The 25,969-nt window shown below is 67.1% G+C and carries 22 protein-coding genes; 16 read left to right on the top strand and 6 right to left on the bottom strand.

Translation table 11 applies throughout. From position 1 onward, the window contains the following. The first annotated feature begins 71 nt into the window (after positions 1-71). The gene (locus GXK59_RS00190; protein ID WP_160663367.1) at positions 72-437 is read left to right on the top strand and encodes a DUF3846 domain-containing protein; all 366 of its coding nucleotides are present in this window, start codon (positions 72-74) and stop codon (positions 435-437) included. A 99-nt stretch (positions 438-536) separates the two neighbouring features. Then, a complete protein-coding gene (locus tag GXK59_RS00185; protein ID WP_160663365.1) occupies positions 537-4,028 on the top strand; it encodes a DEAD/DEAH box helicase in 3,492 nt (1,163 codons plus the stop codon). Here GXK59_RS00185 and GXK59_RS00180 read toward each other — a convergent pair. Both GXK59_RS00180 and GXK59_RS00175 read right to left on the bottom strand, forming a co-directional pair. Then, entirely contained in the window at positions 4,018-4,485 is a 468-nt protein-coding gene (locus GXK59_RS00180) for a hypothetical protein (RefSeq protein WP_160663363.1), read from the bottom strand. The two genes, GXK59_RS00185 and GXK59_RS00180, sit on opposite strands and share 11 nt — an antisense overlap. A gap of 3 nt (positions 4,486-4,488) precedes the next feature. Next, positions 4,489-6,414 carry a primary-amine oxidase gene (locus GXK59_RS00175; protein WP_443094251.1) on the bottom strand — a complete coding sequence of 642 codons (1,926 nt, stop codon included), beginning with the start codon at positions 6,412-6,414 and terminating at the stop codon, positions 4,489-4,491. Positions 6,415-6,534: 120 nt separating this feature from the next. On the opposite strand from GXK59_RS00175, the gene GXK59_RS00170 reads away from it, so the two are divergent. Next, positions 6,535-7,125 carry a TetR/AcrR family transcriptional regulator gene (locus GXK59_RS00170; RefSeq protein ID WP_160663359.1) on the top strand — a complete coding sequence of 197 codons (591 nt, stop codon included), beginning with the start codon at positions 6,535-6,537 and terminating at the stop codon, positions 7,123-7,125. 124 nt (positions 7,126-7,249) lie between these two features. Then, complete coding sequence (locus GXK59_RS00165; RefSeq protein ID WP_160663357.1) at positions 7,250-8,221, top strand: helix-turn-helix domain-containing protein; 972 nt, start codon at positions 7,250-7,252, stop codon at positions 8,219-8,221. Positions 8,222-8,347: 126 nt separating this feature from the next. Here GXK59_RS00165 and GXK59_RS00160 read toward each other — a convergent pair whose 3' ends face one another. Then, entirely contained in the window at positions 8,348-9,817 is a 1,470-nt protein-coding gene (locus tag GXK59_RS00160; protein ID WP_160663355.1) for an APC family permease, read from the bottom strand. Positions 9,818-10,090: 273 nt separating this feature from the next. Between GXK59_RS00160 and GXK59_RS00155 the strand changes: the two genes are divergently transcribed. After that, positions 10,091-11,500, top strand: coding sequence for an aldehyde dehydrogenase family protein (locus GXK59_RS00155; protein WP_160663353.1), 1,410 nt, complete (start codon positions 10,091-10,093; stop codon positions 11,498-11,500). Between the two features lie 159 nt (positions 11,501-11,659). Continuing rightward, a complete protein-coding gene (locus GXK59_RS00150; protein WP_160663351.1) occupies positions 11,660-12,517 on the top strand; it encodes a prephenate dehydratase in 858 nt (285 codons plus the stop codon). 157 nt (positions 12,518-12,674) lie between these two features. Here GXK59_RS00150 and GXK59_RS00145 read toward each other — a convergent pair whose 3' ends face one another. Further along, a complete protein-coding gene (locus tag GXK59_RS00145) occupies positions 12,675-14,594 on the bottom strand; it encodes an FAD-binding monooxygenase (RefSeq protein ID WP_160663349.1) in 1,920 nt (639 codons plus the stop codon). A 237-nt stretch (positions 14,595-14,831) separates the two neighbouring features. Here GXK59_RS00145 and GXK59_RS00140 point away from each other — a divergent pair, with 237 nt between their 5' ends. Genes GXK59_RS00140 through GXK59_RS00115 form a run of 6 tightly spaced genes read left to right on the top strand, consistent with a single transcriptional unit; the run spans position 14,832 to position 21,292 of the window. After that, a complete protein-coding gene (locus GXK59_RS00140; protein ID WP_160663347.1) occupies positions 14,832-16,319 on the top strand; it encodes a fumarylacetoacetate hydrolase family protein in 1,488 nt (495 codons plus the stop codon). Next, entirely contained in the window at positions 16,312-17,034 is a 723-nt protein-coding gene (locus GXK59_RS00135) for a GntR family transcriptional regulator (RefSeq protein ID WP_160663345.1), read from the top strand. Before GXK59_RS00140 ends, GXK59_RS00135 begins: the two co-directional genes overlap by 8 nt. A 9-nt stretch (positions 17,035-17,043) precedes the next feature. Beyond that, positions 17,044-18,558 carry a 5-carboxymethyl-2-hydroxymuconate semialdehyde dehydrogenase gene (gene hpaE / locus GXK59_RS00130; RefSeq protein WP_160663343.1) on the top strand — a complete coding sequence of 505 codons (1,515 nt, stop codon included), beginning with the start codon at positions 17,044-17,046 and terminating at the stop codon, positions 18,556-18,558. Between the two features lie 39 nt (positions 18,559-18,597). After that, the gene (hpaD, locus tag GXK59_RS00125) at positions 18,598-19,686 is read left to right on the top strand and encodes a 3,4-dihydroxyphenylacetate 2,3-dioxygenase (protein ID WP_160668900.1); all 1,089 of its coding nucleotides are present in this window, start codon (positions 18,598-18,600) and stop codon (positions 19,684-19,686) included. Between the two features lie 2 nt (positions 19,687-19,688). Beyond that, on the top strand, positions 19,689-20,474 hold the full coding sequence (gene hpaH, locus GXK59_RS00120) for a 2-oxo-hept-4-ene-1,7-dioate hydratase (RefSeq protein WP_160663341.1): 786 nt from the start codon (positions 19,689-19,691) through the stop codon (positions 20,472-20,474). Beyond that, positions 20,459-21,292 carry an HpcH/HpaI aldolase family protein gene (locus tag GXK59_RS00115; protein WP_202129033.1) on the top strand — a complete coding sequence of 278 codons (834 nt, stop codon included), beginning with the start codon at positions 20,459-20,461 and terminating at the stop codon, positions 21,290-21,292. The genes hpaH and GXK59_RS00115 overlap by 16 nt, the downstream gene beginning before the upstream one ends. Positions 21,293-21,336: 44 nt before the next feature. Here the strand turns inward: GXK59_RS00115 and GXK59_RS00110 are convergent, their stop codons facing one another. After that, positions 21,337-21,783, bottom strand: coding sequence for a hypothetical protein (locus GXK59_RS00110; protein WP_337248049.1), 447 nt, complete (start codon positions 21,781-21,783; stop codon positions 21,337-21,339). 496 nt (positions 21,784-22,279) lie between these two features. On the opposite strand from GXK59_RS00110, the gene GXK59_RS00105 reads away from it, so the two are divergent. From GXK59_RS00105 to GXK59_RS00090, 4 genes are all read left to right on the top strand, one after another. Beyond that, entirely contained in the window at positions 22,280-22,732 is a 453-nt protein-coding gene (locus tag GXK59_RS00105; RefSeq protein ID WP_160663339.1) for a hypothetical protein, read from the top strand. Positions 22,733-22,857: 125 nt separating this feature from the next. Continuing rightward, the gene (locus GXK59_RS00100) at positions 22,858-23,691 is read left to right on the top strand and encodes a COG1470 family protein (protein WP_160663337.1); all 834 of its coding nucleotides are present in this window, start codon (positions 22,858-22,860) and stop codon (positions 23,689-23,691) included. A 1-nt stretch (position 23,692) separates the two neighbouring features. Next, entirely contained in the window at positions 23,693-24,199 is a 507-nt protein-coding gene (locus tag GXK59_RS00095; RefSeq protein WP_160663335.1) for a hypothetical protein, read from the top strand. After that, on the top strand, positions 24,196-25,476 hold the full coding sequence (locus tag GXK59_RS00090) for a hypothetical protein (RefSeq protein WP_160663333.1): 1,281 nt from the start codon (positions 24,196-24,198) through the stop codon (positions 25,474-25,476). Before GXK59_RS00095 ends, GXK59_RS00090 begins: the two co-directional genes overlap by 4 nt. A 58-nt stretch (positions 25,477-25,534) precedes the next feature. On the opposite strand, the gene GXK59_RS00085 is transcribed toward GXK59_RS00090, so the two are convergent. Beyond that, entirely contained in the window at positions 25,535-25,960 is a 426-nt protein-coding gene (locus tag GXK59_RS00085) for a heat shock protein transcriptional repressor HspR (RefSeq protein WP_160663331.1), read from the bottom strand. Positions 25,961-25,969 lie beyond the last annotated feature (9 nt).

Below are 25,969 nucleotides of genomic sequence, written 5' to 3'. Positions count from 1 at the left end.
GTGATTTCCGGTTGGACCGCGTTTCAGGCCTGTGGAAATTGTCGATTGTTCAAACACAGAAAGACCCGGTCATGCGCCAGACTCGTACCGCCCTGATTATCCCGGCCCGCCTGAGCCACCCCATTCGCGTCGAGGAGATCGACACGGCTCTTGCCACACGGCAGACCCTGGTTGAAGGAAACGTCGGAGCAATCAGTTGCATGGATTGGCACGCCTATCTGAACGACGAGGCAGACTTCATCCCCCTGCCCCTGAACGTCCGGGCCGAAGTGCTGATCCGCGAAGCAGGTCTGCATCTCGAGGAGACCGTCAGCGGGACGGTTGTGTTCCTCGGACACAAAAACGACGGCGGCGAGGCAGATGCACCTGCACACCTGCTCCGGCTGGCCGCGCGCCTCTTCGACACAGCGCGCCCGGCACCGGTCATGGTCCAGTAGACGAAGCACTCACTGTGGTCCCTTGTCCCATGGGTTCGGGGAGTCCCGCCAGGCTCGCTAAGATGGATCAGATGACCAACTGCTGAAAGTAGTGCGCACATGCCATCCCATCCGGACGAGAGTGCGGCACTGGCAATACAGACTCCCGCGATCAACGACCGCTCCCTGGCGGCCGGACTTGCCTACGCCATGGGGAGCCGCGTTTCGGGTATGTCCTTCGACGCCGCCACCGGTCTCATGCTCGGCAAGGTGCGTGGCGGCTCCGATGTGCCGTATTCGACGACGGCGAAGCTGGTCCGGAAGGCGGGCGGCTGGAGCTGCACCGTGGGGGTGTGCAGCTGCCCGGTCCGGAAGGACTGCAAGCATGTTGCCGCCCTGTTGTTCGCGGCCGAGGACAACCCTGCGATCCGTGTCCAGCTGCTGGCCCCCGCCGACGTCAGCCGACTGTCCCGGCCGGCCCCGGTGCTTGACGTGCCGGACTGGGAACAGGCGCTCAGCCCGCTGATTGCCCAGCCGGGAATCACGCAGTCCACCAATGGCATCCCGCTGGCACTCCAGTTCGAAATTGAAGAACCCGCCCCGCACTTCTCCTACACCGGGCGCCGCGACCCGCTGCGCAGCGTCCGCCAGCTTAAGGCCCGTCCGGTGATCATGGGCGCGAAGGGAAAATGGATCCGCGGCGACGTCTCCTGGAACACCCTGAGCTACCTGAGCTACCGGCGCGAGTGCAACGAGGCCCACGTCGAGTGGATGCAGGAGTTCCTCGCGTCACACACCGCCCTGGCGAACCGTCAGCACGCGGGGACGGGGCTGTGGCTGGGCCTGAACACCTACGCTGGCAAGAACCTGTGGAGCCTGCTGGCCCAGGCCCGGAAGATCGGCGTCGCCCTCGTCCACAGCCGCGGGGCGGAACCCGTGCGGTTCGTTGAGCAGCCGGCATCCGTCGGGCTCAACCTGGCCCGCTTCGGCGCCGCGCCGGTCCCCGCCGAGGCGGACGGCACCGTTGTGCTGCCGGCTGCCGGCGACGCGGACGACGGCGGGCTGTCGCTCGCCCCCACCATCACCGTTGAGGGGGAGGTGGTCGATCCGGCCTCCGTCGGGACCATCGGACGCCCCGCCCACGGGATCTTCCTGACCTCCGGCCCGGACGCACTGCCCGGAGCCGCACCGACGGACGCCGTCATTACGCTCGCCCCGCTCGAAGGCGGCCTCAGTGAGGAACTCCTGACCTTCGTCACGGCCGGAACCACGCTGCACATTCCGGCCCGGGACGAGAGCCGTTTCCTGACCGGCTTCTATCCCAAGCTCAAGCAGAGCGCCCGGGTCACAGCCTCCGACGAGTCCGTGGAGCTGCCCCAGCTGGCCGTACCCACCCTGTCGCTGCTGGCCAACTACGGCGCCGACCACCGGGTCCGGCTGCACTGGGAATGGCATTACAAGTCCGGCAAGCTCGTCACGGCCCAGCCGCTGTGGCGCCACCCCGGCGATCACGGCTACCGCGACGACCCTGCCGAGGCCCGCATCCTTGAGGCAGTCGGGCAGCCCTGGGATGTGGTTCCAGCCTTAGGCGAGTCGGCCACGGGAGGCTGGGGAACGCCGCGGCTGTCAGCCTCGGCGGAACTCAGCGGCCTGGACACCCTGGCGTTCACCGAGGAGCTGCTCCCGGGGCTCCGCGAGGTCCCCGGCGTTTCGGTGGACACGGCCGGCGAAATCGCCGACTACCGGGAGGCCGAAGAGGCGCCGGTCGTGTCCATCTCCACGAAGGCCACCGAGCAGCGGGACTGGTTCGACCTGGGCATCCAGATTTCCCTGGAGGGCCAGCCGGTGTCCTTCGCGGCCGTTTTCTCCGCGCTGGCGGCCGGCCAGACCAAGATGCTGCTCCCCAGCGGGGCCTATTTCTCTCTGGACCTGCCCGAACTCCACCAGCTCCGGGCCCTGATTGAAGAGGCCCGGGAACTGCAGGACAACAAGGACGCCCCACTGCAGATCAGCCGATTCCAGGCCGGGCTCTGGGACGAACTGGCGCAACTCGGCATTGTGGACCAGCAGGCCGCGGCCTGGCGCGAGGCTGTCGGCGGGCTGCTGGAAGGCGGCGCGAAGGGCCTGCCGTTGCCGGCAACCCTCAATGCCGAGCTTCGCCCGTACCAGCTGGAGGGCTTCAACTGGCTCAGTTTCCTCTACCGCCACGGACTCGGCGGGGTACTGGCCGATGACATGGGCCTGGGCAAGACCGTGCAGGCGCTGGCGCTGATCTGCGCCGCTAAGGACGCGGCAGTTGCTCCCGCTGCAGCTGCCGACGGCAGCGCTGCCGCCACGGTGCCTGGCGCTGCGCCCGGTGCTGCGCCCGGTGCTGCGCCTTTTCTGGTGGTGGCCCCCACAAGTGTCGTGGGCAACTGGGAGGCGGAGACCGCGCGGTTCGCGCCCGGTCTGACCGTGCGCGCCATCAGCGAAACCTTCGCCAAGAGCGGCTCAAGCCCCACGGAGGCGATGGCCGGTGCGGACATCGTCATTACGTCCTACGCCCTGTTCCGGATCGACTACGAGGCCTACGCCTCCAAGGAGTGGGCCGGGCTGGTCCTGGACGAGGCCCAGTTCGTCAAGAACCACCAGTCCAAGGCCTACCAGTGTGCCCGGAAGCTTCCGGCGGTGTTCAAACTCGCGATCACCGGCACCCCGCTGGAGAACAACCTGATGGAGTTCTGGGCGCTCACCTCGATTGTGGCGCCGGGGCTCTTCTCCAGCCCGAAGCGGTTCGCCGAGTCCTACCAGAAGCCGGTTGAAAAGAACGGCGACAAGGCCCAGCTGGACAAGCTCCGGCGTCGGGTCCGCCCGCTGATGATGCGGCGCACCAAGGAACAGGTCATCCACGACCTTCCGCCCAAGCAGGAGCAGATCCTCGAGGTTGTGCTGAACCCGCGGCACCAGAAGGTCTACCAGACGCACCTGCAGCGCGAACGCCAGAAGATCCTGGGACTGATCGACGACGTCAACAAGAACCGCTTCACGATCTTCCAGTCCCTCACGCTGCTGCGGCAGCTCAGCCTGGATCCCTCGCTGATCGATCCCTCGCTCTCGGGGGTCCGGTCCAGCAAGCTCGACGTGCTCTTCGAACAGCTGGAGGACCTGGTGGCGGAAGGGCACCGCGCCCTCATCTTCAGCCAGTTCACCGGGTTCCTGGGCAAGGTCCGCGAGCGGCTCGTCGAGGAGAACATCGAGTTCTGCTATCTCGACGGCAGCACCCGCAACCGCACCGACGTCGTCAATGAGTTCAAGAACGGCGCCGCCCCGGTGTTCCTGATCAGCCTCAAAGCCGGTGGCTTCGGCCTGAACCTCACGGAGGCGGACTACGTGTTCCTGCTGGACCCGTGGTGGAACCCGGCCTCGGAGGCGCAGGCAGTGGACCGCACGCACCGGATCGGGCAGGCCCGCAACGTCATGGTGTACCGGCTCGTCGCCAAGGACACCATCGAGGAAAAGGTCATGGCGCTCAAGGCCCGGAAGTCCCAGCTGTTCGCCGACGTCATGGAAGGCGACGCGCTCTCCGGTGGGGCACTCACGGCGGAGGACCTGGCCGGGCTGTTTAACGACTGAGTTCGTGGCTGGCGCGTTCCCACGCCTGACGCTCCCGGAGCCGGGCCAGGAGCGTCGCGGCGAGCAGCGCCGTCGTCATTTCCAGCGCAATGACCGCCAGCAGCGCCCCGGCGCCCGGGGGTGCCGCTCCGGCTGCTGCGGTGGCCGCGCCCTGGTGGACATGTGCCGAGGCGCCGGCTCCGGCCCCGAGGAGCAGGACCGCGTGCACCCCGGTCATCGCCAGTGCCGAGGCCATGACCTGCCGCAGGGCGCCGGCCCGTCCCTGCCGCCAGATGTGCGCGGCGCACGGCAGGCACACCGCCACCATGGCGAGCATCAGCAGGTTCAGCCACGTCCCGTGCTGGTTCGCGGCCACCAGCCACAGGTGCGCCAGGCACGACGCCGCTGTCACGGCGGCGCAGATCCGGGAATGGAAGACGATGCCGGCGCGGCCGCCCAGGCCCCCTGCGACGGTCATGGCTCAGCTGTGGCAGTGGCCACCGGCCGGCTGTGCATTCGCCGGCACATCCAGCACGGGGCTGCGGTCAAAGAAGCCTTCCGGGCGCAGCTTGAAGCCGGCTGTGTCCACGGGCATGATGGGCCAGTCCTCGGGACGCGGGAAGTGCGTGAGGCCAAAGGTGTGCCAGAGCACGATGTCCTGGCCGTCCAGGTCCCGGTCCTGGGCAACATAGGCCGGCAGCCCCGCTCCCCCGGAATGCTGGTTCACGAAGTCGCCGGTGGGGTAGCGCTCCGCGTCGGCGTGCCGGGTGACCCACAGGTCCTTCGTGGCGAACGCGGCGCGCCGGGCAATCGAGGACTCCGGGTCCGCCAGCAGGGTGGGCTGGCCTTCGGCGTGGAGCTTGTACGCCACGGGTTCGCCGAGGCGGTTCCGTGACTGCGGGTTGGAGATGACCCAGGTCCGGCCGTTGCGGGCGTCGGCCTCGCGCGCGCCCTCGGATTCGCGGGCAATGAGCGTGCGCTTCCGGGAAAAGGCGTTGCCGCGTTCGTTGCCTTCGCCCATCGCCTGCCGGACCACGTCTTCTTCCTCGACCCGGTTGGTGAGACCGTCGATTGCCATGTCCAGGCGTGCGCTGAACAGGTGCTGGTGGAACGGTGCGCCCAGACCCGGGGCGAGCTGGGAGATGTTGGCCGATCCGCCCTCCGGGTAGGCGGAGGTGAAGACGACGCCGGTGGCCTTGGCCTCGAACTCGATGGTTCCGTCGAGGTAGAGGTACCAGTAGAAGCCGTAGTCGTAGTTGCCGATGGTGGTGAAGAAGGAGATCACCAGGCGGCGGTTGCGGCGGGTGTAGTTGATGCCCGTCCAGAGGTCGCTGTGCTTGGCCAGGATCCCCCAGTCCTCCTCATGCATACAGATGCCGTTGCGGATCTCGCGGGGGTTGCCGAAGGCGTCGCTGATGACGGGGCTGAGGTAGGTGATCTCGCCGAGGCAGTCGCAGCCCAGCTCCAGGGAGTTGGCGTACTGGCCCACGAGGTACTCGCCGGTGTCGAAGTAGTTCTGCCAGGACCGGATCGGCGAGGGATCTCCGTACGGGACCACCATTTCGGCGATGGACGCCCGGTTGATGATGCTCCGTTTCCGGTCGCCGTCCTGGAACGCAATGTTGTGCAGTACTACCCCTTCGCGGACATCGAAGCCGACGTCGAGGCTCCACTTTTCCCACTCGATGTGGTTGCCGCCGGTGACGGTGAAGCTGGGCCCTTCCGGCTGGGTGATGTTGATGGGTTTCTGCGTGGTGCGGAGCGGACCGGTGAGCTCAGGGTCCGTGTAGTTGCCGTGCTCTGCGGGAATCGGCATGGCGCCCAGGTCCAGCACCTGCGTGACTTCCTTGCTGACCACATCGACGTACGCCACGAGACCGTCCACGGGGTGGGCCCAGGCGCTGTCCTCGGGGAAATCCTGCACGAAAGCCAGCCCGCGAAGGATGCGGCGGCCCTTTTCCTCCGGGTACTCGAAGACGCCGGCAGACAGCGGGGCAACGCGGACCTTGCTGACGTCCAGGCCGCGGTTGGCCAGCGCCTCAAGCCAGCACTCGTCCGTGGCCAGAAGCTCCTCGACGAGCTCGAACTCTTCCTCCAGGACGGGGAGTTCACCGGCCACCGCGGTGTCCAGCTCGACGACGGATATCACCGCGCTGCTGGACACCGAGACGGTCACGTCGGCCGGGCGCCCTCCGGACACGTCATGGACGAAGACCCGGAACCTGCGGTCCTCGCTTCCCTCCGGCGCATTCCTGGCGGGATCCAGCAGGCCCAGGTACGCGATGCGTTTGGTGTCGCCCAGCAGCCCCGCGGAGCGCAGGATGCCTTGAACTGCCGTGATTTCAGCGCCCGCGGCCAGGCTGTACGGACTAAACGGGGTGCGTGTGTCAGTTTGTACGGTCATCATGGCGGCCTTCGTTCGGGGACCCTGGCGGGTCAGAACTTTATTTTCTATAGTTGTAGAGAATACGGAAACGTAAGCTGTGCCACAAGAGTCCGACGCAAAATATTCCTGGGGAGCTGTCCGGTGCCAAAGATTGTCGACCACGACCAGCGGCGGCTTGAACTCGTCGACGCCACGTGGCGGATCATCGCCCGGCTCGGCATTGAAAGTGCCACGATGCGGGAAATTGCCCTTGAGGCCGGCTTTGCGAACGGGGCCCTCAAGCCGTACTTTCCCACGAAGGATGACCTGCTGACCTTCGCATTCGGGCACGTTTTCAACCGCACCAACGAGCGCATCGCGACGGTGACCGCCGGACTGGCTGGACTCGCGGCCCTGAAGGCGTTTTGCGTCGAGGTGCTGCCCCTGGATGAGGAGCGGATCAACGAGGCCCGGATTGTCATTCCGTTCTGGCAGAAGGCCATCAACGATCCCGGCAAGGCCCGGATCCACCGGGAATCAATGCAACAGTGGCTTGCGGCGATGCGGCAGTACCTTGCCGAGGCGCGGCAGGCCGGCGCAGTTGCCACCGCCGTCGACGACGCCGCACTGGCCGGACAGCTGCTCAACCTCCTCCTCGGCGCGCAGATCGCGGCGGCGCTCGCCCCGGAAGGCCAGCTGGAGCTCGGGCTGAATGAACAGCTGGAAGGGTTCCTGACCCTGCTGGCCCGCTGACCCTGCGTGCAATCTTTTTTCGCCAGCTGTCGAAAAAAGATGACACCGGCGGGCCGCGGCGCTACCCTGAAAGGACTGTGTCCCATGACACACTCCCTGAAATACGACGGCGTCAGGATCCTCGATGACCGCAGTTGCAGCCCGCCCCTCCTTCAGTCCCGCCGGCCAGGCCCTGCGCACCAGCCCGGCAACCTCGTTCGACCACTGGCGGCACCTCGTCGCGGAGTCCTTCGTTCCCCTGGCCGCGTCGAGCAAGAATGCGGAAAACTTCCGCGGCCGCCTGCGGGCCCGCAGGCTGGACCGCGTGGCGGTCGTCGAGGTGTCCTCCACGAGCCATGAGGTCCACCGCACGCCGGCGCTCATTGCGCAGTCCGACCAGCGCTATTTCAAGCTCAATCTCCAAATGCAGGGCACCGGGCTCCTCATCCAGGACAACCGCGAGGCCGTCCTGCAGCCGGGCGACCTCTCTATCTATGACACCAGCCGCCCCTACACGCTTGCCTTCGAGGGCGACGCCCGGCTCATGGTGGTGATGTTTCCCTGGGACGCGCTGTCCCTGCCGCCGGACTGCATCGCGGAGCTTTCGGCCGTGCGGATGGCCGCCGGCTCAGGCCTCGCCGCAATCGTCGGGCCGTTCATCGCCCACCTTGCCGAGAACCTGGATGCCCTGAGCGGCCCCAGCGGGTCCCGCCTTGCCGCGAATGCCCTCGATCTCGTTTCCACGATGCTGCATTCGGAACTGGACATGTCCGCGGACCGGATGCGGCCGCAGGCCCTCCTGGCGGCATCCGTCCGCGAGTACATCGACGCCCGGCTGGCCGATCCGCTGCTGTCGCCCGCGTCCATCGCGGCGGCCCATTTCATTTCCACACGGCACCTGCACAACGTCTTCCATGAATCCGGGACCACCGTGGCGAGCTGGATCCGGACCCAGCGGCTGGAAGGGGCACGCCGCGAGCTGCGGGATCCGCTCCTGGCCGGCATGCCGGTGGGGGCCGTGGCCGCGCGCTGGGGTTTCCTGGATGCGGCCCACTTCAGCCGGTCTTTCCGTGACGCCTTCGGCGAATCCCCCAGCGACTGGCGGCGCGGCGCCTAAACGACGGTCCGCTCCCGCAGGCAGGCGCCGCTGCTCAGCCGCACCGGCCGCCGGCACCGCCAGCGGGCTGCAGAAGGGGCGGTGCCGGATCCGTCCGGCACCGCCCCCAGCATTTAATGCCGGCCGCTACGCGGGGACCCCGGCCCGGGCGGCCTTGCGCTCGACGCCGACTTCCACCAAGACGCCGGCCGCAAACACTACGGGGACAGCGGTCAGCAGGCCCATGGCCGTTTCGGTGCTGCCGCCAATCAGCGCCGTGAAGTTGCTGACCACGAGGGACAGAACCCAGCCAAGAAGCAGGGTGGCGAGTATCGGCGCCACTTTGGTCTGCCAGACCTGGCCGGCCACTCTTTCGCGCCGGAAATACGCGACGACGGCCAGGGAGCACAGGATGTACAGGACCAGGAGCGCGGCCACGGCCAGCCCGCTGAACCAGGAAAAGAGGGTCAGGACCGGGTCCAGGGACAGCAGGGCGAACGGCGCCATGAGCAGGAACGCGATTACGGTCTGGATCCGTGCGGCGACGGCGGGGGCACGGTGCCGGTTGGTATGGGCGACGACGCCGGGCATGGACCCGCGCAGTGCCAGCGAATGGAGGTAGCGGTTGATGCCGTTGTGGAAGGCGATGATGCCGGCCAGCAGCGAGGTCACGAGCAGGACGCCGGTGGCGATCCCGGCCCACGGCCCGAAGAGTTCCACCATCGGTGTCAGCACGAAGGAGGTGGAGTCGCCTGATTCGAGCGCCGCCCCCGCGGCGTCCATGACGCGCGATGGGCCGTAGTAGCTGACCAGCATCCACGAGATGAAGGCGAAGAACACCGAGATGACCCCCACCGACAGGTAGGTGGCACGGGCCACTGTGCGGTGGGCATCCTTGGCCTCGGCCGAGTAGATGGCCGTGGATTCGAAGCCGAACATGGAGGCGACGGCGAACATGATGGCGACGCCCGGGGCTCCGGTGGCGATCGCCGCGGGAGAGAAGGACGCCGCGAGCGAAATTCCCTCCGGGCCGCCGCCCCGCAGCAGCACAGTGATGCCGAACATGAGCAGGATGGCGACTTCGAGTCCAACAAGTACCGCCAGGACGCGCGCACCAAGTTCGATGTTGAGGGATCCGAGCATCTGCACGCCGGCCATCGTGACCACGGCCAGCAGCCACCAGGGAACCACGACGCCGGCGGACCCGAGGAGCCCCGAGAACGCCGCGCCGTACAGCCCGTACATTGCGGCCTGGACTGTGCTGTAGGCCAGGAGCGCGAGCCACGCGGCTCCCGCTCCGGTCTTGCGCCCAAAGGCGGCGGTCACATAGGCGTAGAACGCGCCGTTGGCCTGGATCTTGCGGCTCATCGCCACGAACCCGACCGCAAAGATGACGATGACGATACCCACCACCAGGTACGCACCGGGCGCTCCGGGGCCGTTGCCGAGGGCCGCGGCCAGCGGCGACGCCCCGACGATTCCGGTCAATGGCGCCTGGGCGGACAAAACAAAGAAGAGAATGCCCATGACGCCGACGCTGCCGGCGCGCAGGGCGGTGGAGTGCTCGGCGCGGGGATTGTCTTCCGCGGTCCGGGGCTCGGATTTTGAAATACTCATCGGATCCTTCTTAACGGTCATGAGTCTGGGGATTGGCGGTGTGAGAAAGGGAGAGGTGTCTTGCACCGTGCAATCCAGCATTGCAGGTGACGCCTGTCACCCTTTTGTCGATCAGCGATCGTTTGTTGTTCCTCAGCGCAACGGCATCCAAGGCCGCCGCGATCCTTCGCACTGGGTCAACTGCAGTTCGCGCAAAGACAAGACTGCGCGCCGCACACCGGAGGACACTCGGACATGACAGTACGGCCAACTACTCGATGTGGAGTACACCCCATGGAAACTTACGACGCCCTTCTGGCCTCGATCACCCCTGACACCGGCGACACCCGGACCATCCTTGACCCCGCCACCGGCACTGTCGTCGGCAAAGCGCCGGTGCACACGCTGGAGGACCTGGAGCGGGCCATTGCCGCTGCAGCCGCCGCCCAACCCGCGTGGGCGGCATTGGGCCATGACGCGCGGAGCGCCGCACTGTTGAGGGCCGCCGACGCCGTCGAACGCTCTGCCGAGGAACTCGCCCGCCTGCTCTCCCGCGAGCAGGGCAAACCCCTCAACGGCCCCAATGCACGGTTCGAGGTCGGCGCCTGCGCCGCCTGGCTCCGCACGGCTGCCGCCACCGTCCTGGAGCCGGAGACCGTGGTGGACGACGGCGAAACCCGCGCCGAACTGCACTACCGGCCCATCGGCGTCGTCGGGGCGATCGGGCCCTGGAACTGGCCCATGATGATCACCATCTGGCAGATCGCACCGGCCCTCCGGATGGGCAACGCCGTGGTGGTCAAACCGTCCGAATACACCCCGCTGTCCGTCCTGGCCCTGGCGAAAGTCCTCAACGAGGAACTGCCCGAAGGCCTCCTCACCGTCGTCTCCGGCGGCCGCGACGTCGGCGCAAGGCTGGCCGAGCACCCCACGATCGGCAAGGTGATGTTCACCGGCTCCACGGCCACGGGCAAAGCCATCATCAGGTCCTCCGCGGACACGGTCAAACGCCTCACCCTGGAACTCGGCGGCAACGACGCAGGCATCGTCCTGCCCGACGCCGACCCCAAGGCTATCGCGGAGGGCCTCTTCTGGGGCGCCTTCATCAACACCGGCCAGACCTGCGCGGCCCTGAAGCGCCTCTACGTCCACGGCGACATCTACGATGCCGTCTGCGAGGAACTCACCGCGGTCGCCGCCGCGATGCCCATGGGCAACGGCCTCGACGAGGGGAATGTGCTGGGCCCGCTGCAGAACAAGCAGCAGTTCGACATCGTGGCCCGGCTGGTAGAGGACGCCCGCGATTCCGGGGCCAAGATCCTGCTCGGCGGCGACCCGGCCACGGACCAGCCCGGCTACTTCTACCCCGCCACCCTGGTGGCCGACATCGACAACAACAATCCGCTGGTGGCCGAGGAACAGTTCGGCCCCGCCCTGCCCATCATCCGCTACCGCACGGTGGACGAGGCCGTCACTATGGCCAACGGACTCGACGTCGGACTCGGCGCCTCCGTCTGGTCCGCCGATCCGGCGGAAGCCCGCACGGTCGCGGCCCGGCTCGAGGCAGGCACCGTCTGGATCAACAAGCACGGCGCCGTTGACCCGCGCATCCCCTTCGGCGGCGCCAAGCAATCCGGCTACGGCCTGGAATTCGGCGTCGAAGGACTCAAGGCCCTCGGCGTACCCCAGGTCATCAACGGCTGACCGGCCGGGGGTAACCTGCGACGGCGGAGGCCGGGGGAGTTTGCCCCGGCCTCCGGGTATCCCAGATGACTGGGGCTCGATGTCGCGGAACCCCCGGCTTGTGACGCTGAACGCGAACCGTTTGGGCACTAGGGCTCCCGGCATGACAGCATACCGACCATGGTCAAGAAGATTGCGTACCAGGGTGAGCCCGGCGCCAATTCCAATATTGCGTGCGCGCAGATGTTTCCCGAGCTGGAAAGCGTCCCGTGCGCCAGCTTCGAGGATGCCTTAGAGCTGGTATCCGGCGGGGAGGCTGCCCTGGCCATGATTCCTATTGAGAACTCGATCGCCGGCCGGGTGGCTGACATCCACGTCCTGCTGCCGCTATCCGGTCTGCAGATAGTGGGCGAGTACTTTCTTCCGATTCATTTTGACCTGTTGGGCATCCCGGGCAGCACCATCGAGGGGGCCACTGAGGTCCACAGCCACATCCATGCCCTGGGCCAGTGCCGCAAGCTGATCCGCAGTGCCGGCCTGAAGCCTGTTATTGCCGGCGATACCGCCGGTTCTGCCCGTGAAGTGCGGGAGTGGAATGATCCGACCAAGCTGTCCCTCGCTCCCCCGCTCGCTGCCCGGATCTACGGCTTGCAGGTGCTGGCTTCGCGGGTGGAAGATGACCCGTCCAACACCACCCGGTTCGTGGTCCTGGCGCCGGAAAAGGAATTGCCGTCCCGGGAGGCGCTGCCGGAAGCGGCTGTGACCAGTTTGCTGTTCCGGGTCCGGAACGTTCCTTCTGCCCTATTCAAGGCGCTTGGCGGGTTTGCCACGAACGGCGTGAACATGACAAGGCTGGAAAGCTACATGGTGGGCGACGAGTTTGCTGCCACCATGTTCATGGCCGACGTCGAAGGTCACCCCGAGGACCTGCCCGTCCGCCTGGCCCTTGAGGAGCTGGACTTCTTCACCACCGAAGTGCGCATTTTGGGCGTCTATGCCGCAGCCGAGTACCGGACCGGACAAGCAGCCGCAAGCTGAGGTCCTCGCCGCGCAGGCGGGACCCGCCTAGGAATCCGCTACGGATCCGGGCTGGCGACGCGCAAAAGGCTGAGCGCTGCGGGTATACCCGTAGCGCTCAGCCTTTGCCGTGTCACGGGACGTTTCCCGCAGCGCGCAGGGGTACCCGGACCGGTGCTTAGCCCGCGTGGTCCTGGAGCTCGGGGGTGCGGTTGCCTGCCTGCAGGAGGGGCGCGAAGAACGCGCCGAGCTCCGCCGTCGCCGTGAGGGGCAGGACGTTGGCCACATACTGGTCCGGGCGGACCACCACAACGACGCCGCCGCGGTCCAGGCCGCGCAGCTCGAAGATGTCCGCCGTCGGATCGGTGGCGTAGACCTTCTCGTAGTCCGTGAGCTGGAACGGGCCCACCAGCGGCTTGAACACTGGGGGGACCGCGCCGATGTCGACACCCGTGTGGTCCTGCTGGTAGATCACCTTCACGTCGAACCACGCGTCGAGGTCGGCCCCCCTGGGGGTGGCGGCGAGCGGGGAGTCCGGCGCGGTCGCGATCCAGTCGGCGAAGTCCGTGGTGGGTGACGGGGCACCGGCCGCTGCTGCGTCGGCAAAGACGTAGATGCGCCACCGCCCGTCCGCCGTGGCGTGGTGGCCCAGGTGCATCGGGTTGGTGTCGCAGACCCTCACAACGGACGCGGACTTGAAGCGCTTGCCGATGGGGAAGCCGGCAGCCAGGTCCTGGTGGTCGGCCTCGCCGACGAGCATGGACGGGGCGTACTGGGTCATGAATCCGGCCGGGAACTCGGCGGTGCTCACGTAGAAGTCCTCGAGCTCCGAGGGGCTTTCGAATTCCTCGGGCTTCTTCGCCATGAGCGTCGACCACTCCTTGTCGAAGTCAATGAGGTTCTTCGCGATGACCTGGCGCTCGGCCGAATACGTGGACAGCAGGCTTTCCGGGCTGCGGCCCTCGAGCACGTGCCCGAGCTTCCAGCCCAGGTTGAAGCCGTCCTGCATGGAAACGTTCATGCCCTGGCCGGCCTTGGCGCTGTGCGTGTGGCATGCGTCGCCGGTGATGAACACGCGCGGCGTGCGCGTGCCCAGCTGGTCCGGCAGGACGTCGTCGAACCGGTCAGTGAGGCGGTGGGCGACCTCATACACGCTGTGCCAGGCAACATTGCGGACGTCGAGGGTATAGGGGTGGAGGATCTCATTCGCCTGGGCAATGATCTGCTCGATGGTGGTGCTGCGCACGGCGCCTTTGTCGTTCCCGTCGACCTCGCCAAGATCGACATACATGCGGAACAGGTAGCCGCCTTCGCGCGGGATCAGCAGGATGCTGCCGCCGGTGCCGGACTGGATCGCGCACTTCGTGCGGATGTCCGGGAAGTCCGTGACGGCGAGGATATCCATGACGCCCCAGGCGTGGTTGGCCTGGTCGCCCGCGAGGGTGCAGCCGATCGAGTCCCGGACCTTGCTCCTGGCGCCATCCGCGCCGACGACGTACTTCGCCCGGACAATGCGCTCCCGGCCCTCATCGGGGCCGGCAGTGTGGACGAGGGTGACGGTGACGGGATACTCGCCTGCGTCGGAGACCTCGAGGCTCCGGAACTCCAGGCCGTAGTCAGGCGCCATGCGGGTGGGCGCGTTCGCCATGAACTCGCCGAAGTAGTCCAGGACGCGGGCCTGGTTGACGATGAGGTGCGGGAACTCGCTGATGCCTGTCGTGTCGTCCACGGCGCGGGCGGCCCGGACGATCCGGGACGGGTCCGCGGGGTCCGGCTTCCAGAAGGCCATCTCGGTGATGCGGTAGGCCTCGGCGATGATCCGCTCGGCGAATCCGAAGGCCTGGAAGGTCTCGACACTCCGGGCCTGGATGCCGTCGGCCTGGCCAATGGGGAGCCGCCCGTCGCGGCGCTCCACGATCCGGGTGGTGAGGCCCGGGAACTGGGACAGCTGCGCGGCGGTGACAACGCCCGCCGGTCCGGTGCCCACAATGAGCACGTCGACCTCGTCAGGAAGTTCTGTGGGCCGATCGATGCCGACGCCGGCAGCTGGCTGGACTCGCGGGTCACCGGATACGTAACCGTGGTGGTGGAACTGCACGGGCTTTCCTCACTTCGCTGTGTGGCACTTCGTGGTGTGGCGGACTGTCGCCGTCGGGGTGTTCGATATTAGAACTTGACGTTCGATAATAGAACTCATATCTCCAGGCAAAACTGTACGGCAGATATGACGCGGGTTACAAGTACCCGGAAAACTCCCCCAGGCAAGGGGTTGACGTCCCACGATTCCTGGGCAATAGTTTTCGTATACGATTTCGTACTCGATGAGGAGTAATTCTTGGAACAGGTCACCGACCACCTCCTGGCCGCAGCGCGCAAGGTCATTGCGGTCCACATCAACTACCCCAGCCGGGCAGCGCAGCGCGGCCGGACACCCGGGCAGCCGTCGTATTTCCTGAAGCCATCCTCCTCCCTGGCGCTCAGCGGCTCAACGGTGGAACGTCCCGCCGGCTGCGAACTCCTCGGGTACGAAGGCGAGATCGCCCTCATCATCGGCAAGCCGGCCCGGCGCGTGGCCATCGAGGACGCCTGGAACCACGTCGGGTGGATCACGGCCAGTAACGACCTTGGCGTCTACGACCTCCGCTACGCCGACAAGGGCTCCAACCTCCGGTCCAAGGGCGGCGACGGTTTCACGCCGGTGGGCCCGGGACTGATCGCCGCGGACGCCGTCGACCCGGCACAACTACGGATCCGCACCTGGCACAACGGCGACCTGGTCCAGGACGACACCACCGGTGACCTGCTCTTCCCGTTTGCCCGCCTGGTCGCTGATCTCTCCCAGCTGCTCACCCTCGAGGAAGGCGACATCATCCTCACCGGCACCCCCGCCGGGGCCTCCGTGGCCAAGCCGGGCGACGTCGTCGAAGTTGAAGTCAGCACCGAAAGCACGACGGCGGGCGCCGCCGCTGCCGGCTTCTCCACGGGCCGCCTGGTCACCCGGGTCGAGGAGGGCACGACGCCGTTCGCGGACTTCGGCGCGCAGCCCAGGACCGATGACCTCCAGCGGGAGGAAGCCTACGGCTCGCGTGAAGCGGCCGGACTCGCCGCCGTCGGACATGTCCTGTCGCCGGAGCTGAAGGCGAAGCTCGAAAGCGTCTGCACGGCCACCCTGTCCTCCCAGCTGCGCAAGCGCGGCCTGAACAACGTCAGCATCGACGGCCTGACCTCGACCCGCCCGGACAGGCGGATCGTGGGCCTGGCCCGGACCCTGCGCTACGTGCCCAACCGCGAGGACCTCTTCAAGACCCACGGCGGCGGCTTCAACGCCCAGAAGAAGGCCATCGACTCGGTCAACGAGGGCGAAATCCTCGTCATGGAGGCCCGCGGCGAAAAGGGCACCGGCACCATCGGCGACATCCTGGCCCTCCGCGCCCAGGTCCGAGGCGCCGCCGCCGTCATCACCGACGGCGGCGTCCGTGACTTCTCCGCCGTGGCTGCGATGGACATGCCCACCTATTACGCCAACCCGCACCCCGCAGTCCTCGGGCGCCGGCACATCCCGTGGGACACGGACATCACGATCGCCTGCGGCGGCGCCACCGTGCAGCCCGGGGACATCATCGTGGCGGACGCGGACGGCATCCTGGTGATCCCGCCGGCCCTGGCCGAAGAACTCGCGGACGATTCCATCGCCCAGGAACGCGAGGAAGTCTTCATCGCCGAGATGGTGGCACAGGGTCACAGCGTGGACGGCCTCTACCCGCTGAACACCGCATGGCGGACCAAGTACGAGGAATGGGAAGCAGGCAAAGCCAATGACTGACACGGCGACTGCCACAGGCACAAACACAGGTACTCACCCCGCCGCGCACACAGTCAGCAAGTCCGAGCAGGCCTACGCGGCCGTCAAGGCCCGGATCGTGGACGGGGCCTACTCCCCCGGCTACCGGCTGGTGCTGGCGAAGATCGCCGAGGATCTGGGCGTCAGTGTGGTGCCGGTCCGCGAAGCCATCCGCCGGCTCGAGGCCGAAGGGCTGGTGACATTCGAGCGGAACGTCGGCGCCACCGTCGCCGGGATCGACCCCACCGAGTACCTCTACACGATGCAAACCCTCAGCATCGTGGAAGGTGCCGCCACGGCCCTTTCTGCTCCCCTGATCGGGCCGGCGGACATAGCCCGTGCCCGCGCCGTCAACGCCGAGATGCGCGCATGCCTGCAGCACTTCGACCCCGTCCGGTTCACCCGGCTGAACCAGGACTTCCACAGCATGCTGTTCGAGCACTGCCCCAACCCCCACATCCTGGACCTCGTCCACCGTGGCTGGAACCGGCTCGCCTCGCTGCGGTCCTCCACGTTCCGCTTCGTCCCCCGCCGCGCCCACGAATCGGTCGACGAACACGAGGCACTCCTGAAGCTCATCGAGTCGGGCGCCACTTCCGACGAGATCGAAAAGGCCGCCCGCCTCCACCGCTCCGCCACCCTGGACGCCTACCTCGCCCAGGCCGCTGCAACCGACCAGCACACGCCCCAGCAGTAAGGAAAGACAATGACGTTCACTGCCGAAGAAGCTACAACCCACTACGTTCCGCAGGACCTTCCCACCCACATCCAGCACTACATCAATGGCGAATTCGTCGACTCCCTGAGCGGCAAGACCTTCGACGTCCTGGATCCGGTGTCCAACACCAACTACGCCACCGCCGCCGCCGGGCAGAAAGAGGACATCGACCTCGCTGTCGCGGCCGCCCGGAAGGCCTTCACCACCGGGCCGTGGCCGCGGATGAAGCCGCGGGAACGCTCCCGGGTCCTGAACAGGATCGCCGACGCCGTCGAAGCCCAGGAGGCACGGCTCGCCGAGCTCGAAACCTTCGACACCGGCCTGCCGATCACCCAGGCCAAGGGCCAGGCGCTGCGCGCGGCGGAGAACTTCCGGTTCTTCGCGGACCTGATCGTGGCCCAGTTCGACGACGCCATGAAAGTCCCTGGCGCCCAGATCAACTACGTCAACCGCAAGCCGATCGGCGTCGCGGGCCTCATCACGCCGTGGAACACGCCGTTCATGCTCGAGTCCTGGAAGCTCGCCCCGGCGCTGGCAACCGGCAACACCGTTGTCCTCAAGCCGGCCGAATTCACCCCGCTGTCCGCCTCGCTCTGGGCCACCATCTTCAAAGACGCCGGCCTGCCCGACGGCGTCTTCAACCTCGTCAACGGCCTCGGCGAGGAAGCCGGCGACGCGCTGGTGAAGCACCCGGACGTGCCGCTGATCTCCTTCACCGGCGAAACCACCACCGGCCAGACGATCTTCCGCAACGCCGCGGAAAACCTCAAGGGCCTGTCCATGGAGCTCGGCGGCAAGTCGCCGTGCGTGGTGTTCGCCGACGCCGACCTCGACGCCGCGATCGATTCCGCCTTGTTCGGCGTCTTCTCGCTCAACGGCGAGCGCTGCACGGCCGGCTCCAGGATCCTGGTGGAGCGTGCCGTGTATGAGGAATTCTGCGACAAGTACGCCGCCCGGGCCAAGAACATCGTGGTCGGCGACCCCCACGACCCCAAGACCGAGGTCGGGGCCCTGGTCCACCCGGAGCACTATGCCAAGGTGGCCTCCTACGTGGAAATCGGCAAAACCGAAGGCCGGCTGCTGGCCGGCGGCGGCCGCCCGGCCCACCTGCCGGAGGGCAACTACATCGCGCCCACCGTATTCGCCGACGTCGCACCGGACGCCCGGATCTTCCAGGAGGAAATCTTCGGCCCGGTCGTGGCGATCACCCCGTTCGATACCGACGACGAAGCACTCGCCCTGGCGAACAACACCAAGTACGGGCTCGCGGCGTATATCTGGACCCAGAACCTGACCCGGGCGCACAACTTCTCCCAGAACGTCGAGGCCGGCATGGTCTGGCTCAACAGCCACAACGTCCGCGACCTCCGCACCCCCTTCGGCGGCGTCAAGGCCTCCGGCCTGGGGCACGAGGGCGGCTACCGCTCCATCGACTTCTACACCGACCAGCAGGCCGTCCACATCACCCTCGGCACCGTCCACACTCCCAAATTCGGCGCCTAACCCGCGTCCTGCCCCCCCTTTCAAAGAAGAGAGATGACCATGACCAACTTCATCCCGACCCCCTCCGTCCCGGCACCGGACATCGTCCGCTGCGCCTACATGGAGATCGTGGTCACGGACCTGGCCAAGTCCCGCGAGTTCTACGTTGACCTCCTTGGCCTGCACGTCACCGAGGAAGACGAGAACAACATCTACCTGCGCTCCTTGGAGGAGTTCATCCACCACAACCTTGTGCTGCGCAAGGGACCCATCGCCGCCGTCGCCGCGTTCGCCTACCGGGTGAAGTCCCCCGCCGAGGTCGATGCCGCCGAGGCCTACTATAAGGAACTCGGCTGCCGCACCGAACGCCGCAAGGAAGGCTTCACCAAGGGCATTGGCGACTCCGTCCGCGTCGAGGACCCGCTGGGCTTCCCCTACGAGTTTTTCTACGACGTGGAGCACGTCGAACGCCTCACCCAGCGCTACGACCTCTACTCCGCCGGCGAACTCGTCCGGCTGGATCACTTCAACCAGGTCACCCCGGACGTCCCGCGCGGCCGGAAGTACCTTGAGGACCTCGGCTTCCGGGTCTCGGAGGACATCCAGGATTCCGACGGCGTCACCTACGCCGTCTGGATGCACCGCAAGCAGACCGTGCACGACACCGCACTGACCGGGGGCAACGGCCCGCGCATGCACCACGTCGCGTTCGCCACCCATGAGAAGCACAACATCATCCAGATCTGCGACAAAATGGGCGCGCTGCGCATCTCCGACCGGATCGAGCGCGGCCCGGGCCGGCACGGCGTCTCCAACGCCTTCTACCTGTACATCCTGGACCCGGACGGCCACCGCATCGAGATCTACACCCAGGACTACTACACCGGCGACCCGGACAACCCCGTCATCACCTGGGACGTGCACGACAACCAGCGCCGCGACTGGTGGGGCAACCCCGTCGTCCCGTCCTGGTATACCGAGGCCTCCCTGGTCCTGGACCTGGACGGCAATCCGCAGCCGGTCATCATCCGCGAGGAAAAGAGCGAAATGGCAGTGACCGTGGGTGCCGACGGCTTCTCCTACACCCGCAAGGAAGAGGACGGCCATGCCGGCGAGAAAACCGGGTTCAAGCTCGGGGCGCAGCTGTAGCCATGCTGGATGCCACAACGATTGAGGCCATCGCGGACGAACTGCTCGAAGCCGGCCGCAACCGGAAGCCTGTTCCCCGCCTGACTGCCCGCTACCCGGATATGACGGTGGAGGACTCCTACGCGGTCCAGCAGTTGTGGCGGCGCCGCAGCGAGGAAGCCGGCCGGACCCTGGTGGGGCGGAAGATCGGTCTGACGTCGAAGGCCATGCAGGCTGCCACCGGCATCACCGAACCGGACTACGGCGCCATCTTCGATGACATGGTGCTCGAGACCGGCTGCTCGGTGGAGTGGGACAAGTACACCCACCCGCGGGTGGAGGTGGAGCTGGCGTTTGTCCTCAAAGACGCGCTCAAAGGCCCCGGCTGCACCATTTTCGATGTCCTGCGGGCCACGGACTACGTGGTTCCGGCCCTGGAGATCCTGGATTCCCGGATCGAGATGGAGGGCCGGACCATCGTGGACACCATCTCGGACAACGCCGCGATGGGGGCCATGGTGATCGGCGGCAACCCGGTGAAGCCCGACGCCGTGGACCTCCGCTGGGTCTCCGCCATCCTCTACAAGAATCAGACGGTGGAGGAGACCGGTGTTGCCGCCGGGGTCCTGGACCACCCGGCCAACGGGGTGCACTGGCTGGCCAACAAGATCGCCGCCCACGGGGACAGCATGAAAGCCGGCGACATCATCCTGGCCGGTTCCTTTACCCGGCCGATGTGGGTGTCCAAGGGCGACACCGTCCACGCAGACTACGGACCACTGGGAGTTGTGACATGCCGCTTCGAATAGAACCTCAAAACACCTTCCGGGACGCCCTGCGCAACCAAACCGGCGCTGCCGGCCGCCCGCTGGCCGGGATGTGGGTGTGCTCGGGCAGCCCGCTGGTGGCCGAACTCTGCGCCGGGTCCGGCCTGGACTGGCTGTTAGTGGATGCCGAACACAGCCCCAACGGGCTCGAATCCATCCTCGCCCAGCTCCAGGCCATCCACGGCTACCCCATCCACACCCTGGTCCGGCCCCCGGTCAACGACACCGTGGTGATCAAGCAGTACCTGGACCTGGGCGTCCAGAACCTGCTGATCCCAATGGTCCACTCAGCCGCCGAAGCAGAAGCCGCGGTGGCCGCCACCCGCTACCCGCCGCACGGGGTGCGCGGTGTCGGCTCCGCCCTGGCCCGCGCCGCCCGCTGGAACCGCGTCCCGGACTACCTCGCCCGGGCCGGTGAAACCATCAGCGTCACCGTCCAGATCGAATCCGCCGCCGCTGTCGACGCGGTCGAGGACATCCTGGCGGTGGACGGCGTGGACGCCATCTTCCTGGGGCCCTCCGACCTTGCCGCGTCCATGGGTCTGCTGGGACAGCAGGAACACGAAGAGGTGCGGGCCGCCGTCGAACACTGCCTCACCGCCGCTACAGCGGCCGGGAAACCCGCCGGCGTCAATGCCTTCAACCCCGACACCGCCCGCCACTACCTGGCCAACGGCGCCAACTTCATCCTGGTCGGAGCCGACGTCGCCCTGCTGGCCCGCGGCTCCGAAGCACTCGCTGCCGAATTCATCCCACCGGACCCGGTGGCTGAGGCCGCCAGCACCCCCGCCAGCTACTGACGATCCGCCACTAGGGAACGTCGGGCTGCCATAGCAACGCTAGGTTAGGCCGCGGCGGGTGCAGTCACGGACCGGGAAGCGGTCTGGTTGCGGAACCAGTCGGCCAGTTTCTTGCCCTTGCCCTTCCACCAGCTGTCCTCATCGCCGCCGTTGCGCCACCGGAAGATCACCATGACCATCACAAAGACTCCGCCCGCGACGTCCTGCCATGTCCCGCTGGCGGCATCGATGAGCACAGTGACCGCGCTGATCAGGATCGAGGGCCAGGCCAGCGTCGTGAAGACCGTGTTTGCCACGTACCGGCGGTGGGACCGCGGCACCGAGAGCGCACGGACCATGTCGAAGCAGACACACACGACGACGACGGTCTGGCCCAGGGACAAAAGGATTGAGCCGGGCAGGGATCCGGCGATAAGGGCCAGGGCACTGAGCCCGGAGTTCATGGCCTGCCCGCGATCAGTGCAGGTCCAGGCGCCGACTTTCCCGGCCACATTGGATCAAACGTGAAGTGCTTCAACATGCGGTGCCCCCCGGCATCTACCACTGTCCGACTTGCCGGCTCAACTGGCTGGCAACCCCAATTCAACAGGGTGGCCGTCCGCGGGGTCCCGCGAGGAAGGTACTCGAGTTTCAGCCGCGCTGCTACGTGGCGCACCTGAAGATGTACTCACTTCAGTGCGCCGGAACACTTGGTGGCCGGGGTCCGGGGCCACTTTCTGGTCCCGGCAAGCTTTTTCCCGCCGCGCCCGGGCCGGGATTGCGGGTACGTCCTTTCGCGACCACCCGGTGTCCTGAATTCCAGTAATTCTGCGTCGAGGCAAGTAGTCCACGCCGCAATAGACAGGTACCACTACGTGTTGTGAAGCCCCCGCTTCGAGGAAACGATGAGGCCATTCGATTCAGCGATGGCAACCGCAGGATTGGGGGGAAAGCGGCTCTTGCCTGTTGACTCCTCTGTCCGGGTGCCCCACAGAAGGAGTCTCACAAATGCGCAAGCTCACCAAGAAGAGCAAGGTCATCGCCGTTGCAGCCTCGGTTGCCCTCGTGGCAGTCGGCGGCGGCACGGCCTACGCCTACTGGACCACCACCGGCACCGGCACCGGCACCGCCGCCAACTCCACCGGCGGCGGCACCGTGACCCTGCATGCCAGCTTCGCCGCCGGCCTGGCCCCGGGCAACTCGGTGCCCGTCACGTACACGGCAGATAACAGCTCCAACACCGGCACCGTCGTCGGCGCCCTCACCGCAAGTGTGACCACGAGCGTGGCCGGATGCCTGCCGGCTTGGTTCACAGTCAGCGCCGACACGTCGAACACTGCAGTCGGGGCGAACAGCACGGGCACCCAGGTGGGGTCGGGAACGCTGGCGTTCCTCAATGACGCCGCCAACCAGGATGCCTGCAAGTCAGCCGTCGTCACGGTCACTGTCGGCAGCGTGTAGCTGGTGTCCCCGGCGGGCCGGACACCCGGCCCGCCGGGGCGGCCTTCGGGCCGCCGCACAGCAACCCACCAGTCACCGCCGACACCACGACCCGCCCAAGGCGCCCGGTCGAAGGAGGATAGGTAATGCTGCATCCACTGCGGTTCTTCCGGCTCGCCAGGGGTCATGCGGGCCTCGCCGGCCGTGCCCTCATGATTGGCTTGCTGGCCATCTTCCTGCCCGCGGGCACACTCTACGCCGCCGGGCAGCAGTCGGCCCCGCAAAAGCCCGGAATCCTGCTGCAGGTCACGCCGTCCACCCGGAACGTGGACCAGGGACAGGCCACGAGCTATTCCGCAACCGTCAGTTCCACCGGCGGATTCGCAGGCACAGTGTTACTGGGAGTCACCGGTGTCCCCGCGGAGGCAGCGGCCAGCTTCTCGCCGTCGTCCGTCAAGCTGACGGCCGGGAACACAGCCCAGCTCAGCATGAACGTATCCACGGCATCCGCTACAGCCGCTGGAGACTACGATCTGACGCTTACGGGCCAGAGCGGCTCCCTGCAGTCGGCAGCCGTCAAGGTCCAGTTCCGGGTCAAGGCGCCCCTGCGCGTCTTCGGGCTCGCCGGCGATGTGTCGGGCCTTCTCGCCCCCGGGACGAGCCGGTCCCTGGACCTCGGATTCAACAACCCGGATAAGGGGATCGACGTCGGCAATCTGACCGTCTCGATCACGGGTGTGGTCCGCACGTCGAAGGCAATCGCGGCGAACCTGCCCTGCACGGCACAGGACTATGCCGTGGCGCAGTACAGCGGGCGCTATCCCCTGACAGTCCCGTCCGGCAACAGCTCGCTCTCACAGCTTGGCGTTCCCCCGGCCCAATGGCCCCGGATCGCCATGCTCGACACTCCACGTCTCCAGGACGGCTGCAAAGGCGCAGTCCTCCAGCTGGCGTACTCGGGATCAGGGCAGGGAAACTGACATGCGATCCACACGATCCTTGGTGCAGGGCACCAAACTCGCTGGAACCGCCTCGGCCGGTGCCGTCGCGCTCTGCCTGCTGGCCGGCGGGGGCACGGCCTACGCGTACTGGGCCAGCACGGGCTCGGGTATCGGCGCCGCAGCCGCAGGCACCATGCAAATCAGCGTCGACGCGTCGGTGGCAGGCGACTCGAACAGCACCAGCATGGTCCCGGGCGGCACCGCAGATGTCATCCTCCGGACCAGCAACCCCAACGCCTTCGCGGTAACGCTGTACTCGGTGGCCGCCAGCGCGGCGGCCACGGCCGATGCCGCCCATGCCGGATGCACCACCACCGGGGTTTCCTTCACGGCCCCGGCCACACCGCTCGCACCCGCCGTCACCATCCCGGCGAAGTCCTCGGTGTTTGTCACCCTCCCGGGTGCGGCGAGCATGTCCGCCCAGTCACAGTCTGCCTGCCAGGGCGCGACCTTCAAGATTCCCGTCAAAGTGGAGGCACGACGATGAGCCGTCACAACAGGCGCGAGGCACGCTCCCGAACCCGGAGCCGCATCGCAGTCATCCTTACCGGCGCCGCCCTCCTCTCGTGGGCTGGCCCCGGGGCCAATGCCTTCTGGACGGCCGCGTCAACTGGCGGTTCCGCGTCAGCCAGCGCAGACGCTCTGCGCACCGGCGCCACGCCGACCGCCACAGTGTCCGGCGGAAATGTCACGCTGGCATGGAACGCCACCACCACCCTCGCCGGCCGCGCTGTCACCGGATACACGGTGGCACGCTATGCCTCCGCCTCGGGCGGCACCAAAGTCGCTACCGGCGGTACGTGCTCAGGCACGGTCACGGCCGGACCGGGCTGCACCGACCAGGGCGTCCCGACCGGCACCTGGTACTACACGGTCACCCCGGTGCTCGCGCAGTGGCAGGGAGCCGAGAGCGTCCGCAGCGGCGGTGCCGCCGTGGACACCACGCCGCCAGGCGCTCCTTCCGTGGTTGCCCCCACTTACGTCTACAGCGGCAATGTCGCTGCGGTGCCGGTCAACGGCAGCACCGAGCCGGGGGCATCCATCGCCCTGGCTGTGACCGACGTTGGCGCAGCGCACTCGGTCCCCGCGACCGCGACGGCGAACAGCTCAGGTGCCTGGAACGCCACCGTCAACCTGTCGTCCCTGAACCCCGGAACCATCACCTACCGCGCGGTCGCTACCGACACCGCGGGCAACCAAGGCAATCCCGCGACGCCCGGCACGACGACCTCAGTCAAGGACGTCGCGGCGCCTGCGGTGTCAACGGTGGCGCTGGCTGACGGCGGAGGCAGCGGAAGCAGTATCGGTGTGCTGGATGCCAAGGACAAAGTCATTATCACTTTCTCCGAGTCCATGGACGCCTCAACAATCTGCAGCAAGTGGACAGCCGGGGCCGACGGGACCGTGAGCGGGAACGGTGTGGTCATGGTCAATGTCAGTTCCAGCAACGTCCTCAGCGTCACAGTGACTAGCGCGGGCTGCGCGACGTCGAGAATCGGCACGGTGGCGTTGGCGGGGACCTACTATGGCTCGGGCACTCTCAGCTACGGAGGCAACGGCTCCAACGGCTCGTCACTGAGCTGGAACGCCGTTGCCAAGGCGCTGACGATCACGCTCGGAACCCGCTCGACAGGAGGCGCTGCGAACACCACGGCCCAGCCGGCCGCCGCGCCTTCATTCACACCCGATTCCGGCATCACCGATGCCGCCGGCAACGCTCTTCCCACCGACAAGTTCACCAGCACCACCGCTTCACGCTTCTGACGCAATGAGTGCCCGGGACCCTCAGGGGTCCCGGGCACTCATTGCGTTAAGCCAGGATTCAGTCTTCGATCCCGCGCGGCCGCCACACCACCAGCGCCTGGGACCGTGCCCGGGGGCGCTTGCCGCGGGCCAGGCTCACGACGTCGCCCGCGGCTCCGGCGGCGAAGATGCGGGAATCGAGGGCGCGGGGCCGGCGGTCCAGTTCTTCAGTCAGCTCGGTGACGCGCCTTTGCAGGGCTGCCACCTGGTTCTCCAGCTGGAGGATCCGCTTGATGCCCTCGAGGGACACGCCCTCCTGCGAGAGCCGCTGCACCTCGCGGAGCATGCTGATGTCCCGCTGAGAGTACCGCCGCGACTTGCCGGGGGCCCGGCTGGGCGAGACGATGCCCAGCCGGTCATACTGCCGGAGCGTCTGGGGGTGCATGTCCGCCAGTTCCGCGGCAACGGAGATGACGAAGATCGGCTGCTCGTACTCGATGGCCATGGCAGGCGT

The organism is Pseudarthrobacter sp. ATCC 49987 (assembly GCF_009928425.1).
Taxonomy (GTDB): domain Bacteria; phylum Actinomycetota; class Actinomycetes; order Actinomycetales; family Micrococcaceae; genus Arthrobacter.
Note: the sequence above shows the minus strand (reverse complement) of the source record. Positions and strands in the feature narration are given on the sequence as shown.

What these genes read in the sequence shown, in the direction of transcription:
- GXK59_RS00190 (WP_160663367.1), top strand. Translation starts at nt 72, where the DNA reads ATGCGCCAGACTCGTACCGCCCTGATTATCCCGGCCCGCCTGAGCCAC.
- GXK59_RS00185 (WP_160663365.1), top strand. Translation starts at nt 537, where the DNA reads ATGCCATCCCATCCGGACGAGAGTGCGGCACTGGCAATACAGACTCCC.
- GXK59_RS00180 (WP_160663363.1), bottom strand. Translation starts at nt 4,485, where the DNA reads ATGACCGTCGCAGGGGGCCTGGGCGGCCGCGCCGGCATCGTCTTCCAT.
- GXK59_RS00175 (WP_443094251.1), bottom strand. Translation starts at nt 6,414, where the DNA reads ATGATGACCGTACAAACTGACACACGCACCCCGTTTAGTCCGTACAGC.
- GXK59_RS00165 (WP_160663357.1), top strand. Translation starts at nt 7,250, where the DNA reads ATGACCGCAGTTGCAGCCCGCCCCTCCTTCAGTCCCGCCGGCCAGGCC.
- GXK59_RS00160 (WP_160663355.1), bottom strand. Translation starts at nt 9,817, where the DNA reads ATGAGTATTTCAAAATCCGAGCCCCGGACCGCGGAAGACAATCCCCGC.
- GXK59_RS00155 (WP_160663353.1), top strand. Translation starts at nt 10,091, where the DNA reads ATGGAAACTTACGACGCCCTTCTGGCCTCGATCACCCCTGACACCGGC.
- GXK59_RS00150 (WP_160663351.1), top strand. Translation starts at nt 11,660, where the DNA reads ATGGTCAAGAAGATTGCGTACCAGGGTGAGCCCGGCGCCAATTCCAAT.
- GXK59_RS00135 (WP_160663345.1), top strand. Translation starts at nt 16,312, where the DNA reads ATGACTGACACGGCGACTGCCACAGGCACAAACACAGGTACTCACCCC.
- hpaE (WP_160663343.1), top strand. Translation starts at nt 17,044, where the DNA reads ATGACGTTCACTGCCGAAGAAGCTACAACCCACTACGTTCCGCAGGAC.
- hpaD (WP_160668900.1), top strand. Translation starts at nt 18,598, where the DNA reads ATGACCAACTTCATCCCGACCCCCTCCGTCCCGGCACCGGACATCGTC.
- hpaH (WP_160663341.1), top strand. Translation starts at nt 19,689, where the DNA reads ATGCTGGATGCCACAACGATTGAGGCCATCGCGGACGAACTGCTCGAA.
- GXK59_RS00115 (WP_202129033.1), top strand. Translation starts at nt 20,459, where the DNA reads ATGCCGCTTCGAATAGAACCTCAAAACACCTTCCGGGACGCCCTGCGC.
- GXK59_RS00105 (WP_160663339.1), top strand. Translation starts at nt 22,280, where the DNA reads ATGCGCAAGCTCACCAAGAAGAGCAAGGTCATCGCCGTTGCAGCCTCG.
- GXK59_RS00100 (WP_160663337.1), top strand. Translation starts at nt 22,858, where the DNA reads ATGCTGCATCCACTGCGGTTCTTCCGGCTCGCCAGGGGTCATGCGGGC.
- GXK59_RS00095 (WP_160663335.1), top strand. Translation starts at nt 23,693, where the DNA reads ATGCGATCCACACGATCCTTGGTGCAGGGCACCAAACTCGCTGGAACC.
- GXK59_RS00090 (WP_160663333.1), top strand. Translation starts at nt 24,196, where the DNA reads ATGAGCCGTCACAACAGGCGCGAGGCACGCTCCCGAACCCGGAGCCGC.
- GXK59_RS00085 (WP_160663331.1), bottom strand. Translation starts at nt 25,960, where the DNA reads ATGGCCATCGAGTACGAGCAGCCGATCTTCGTCATCTCCGTTGCCGCG.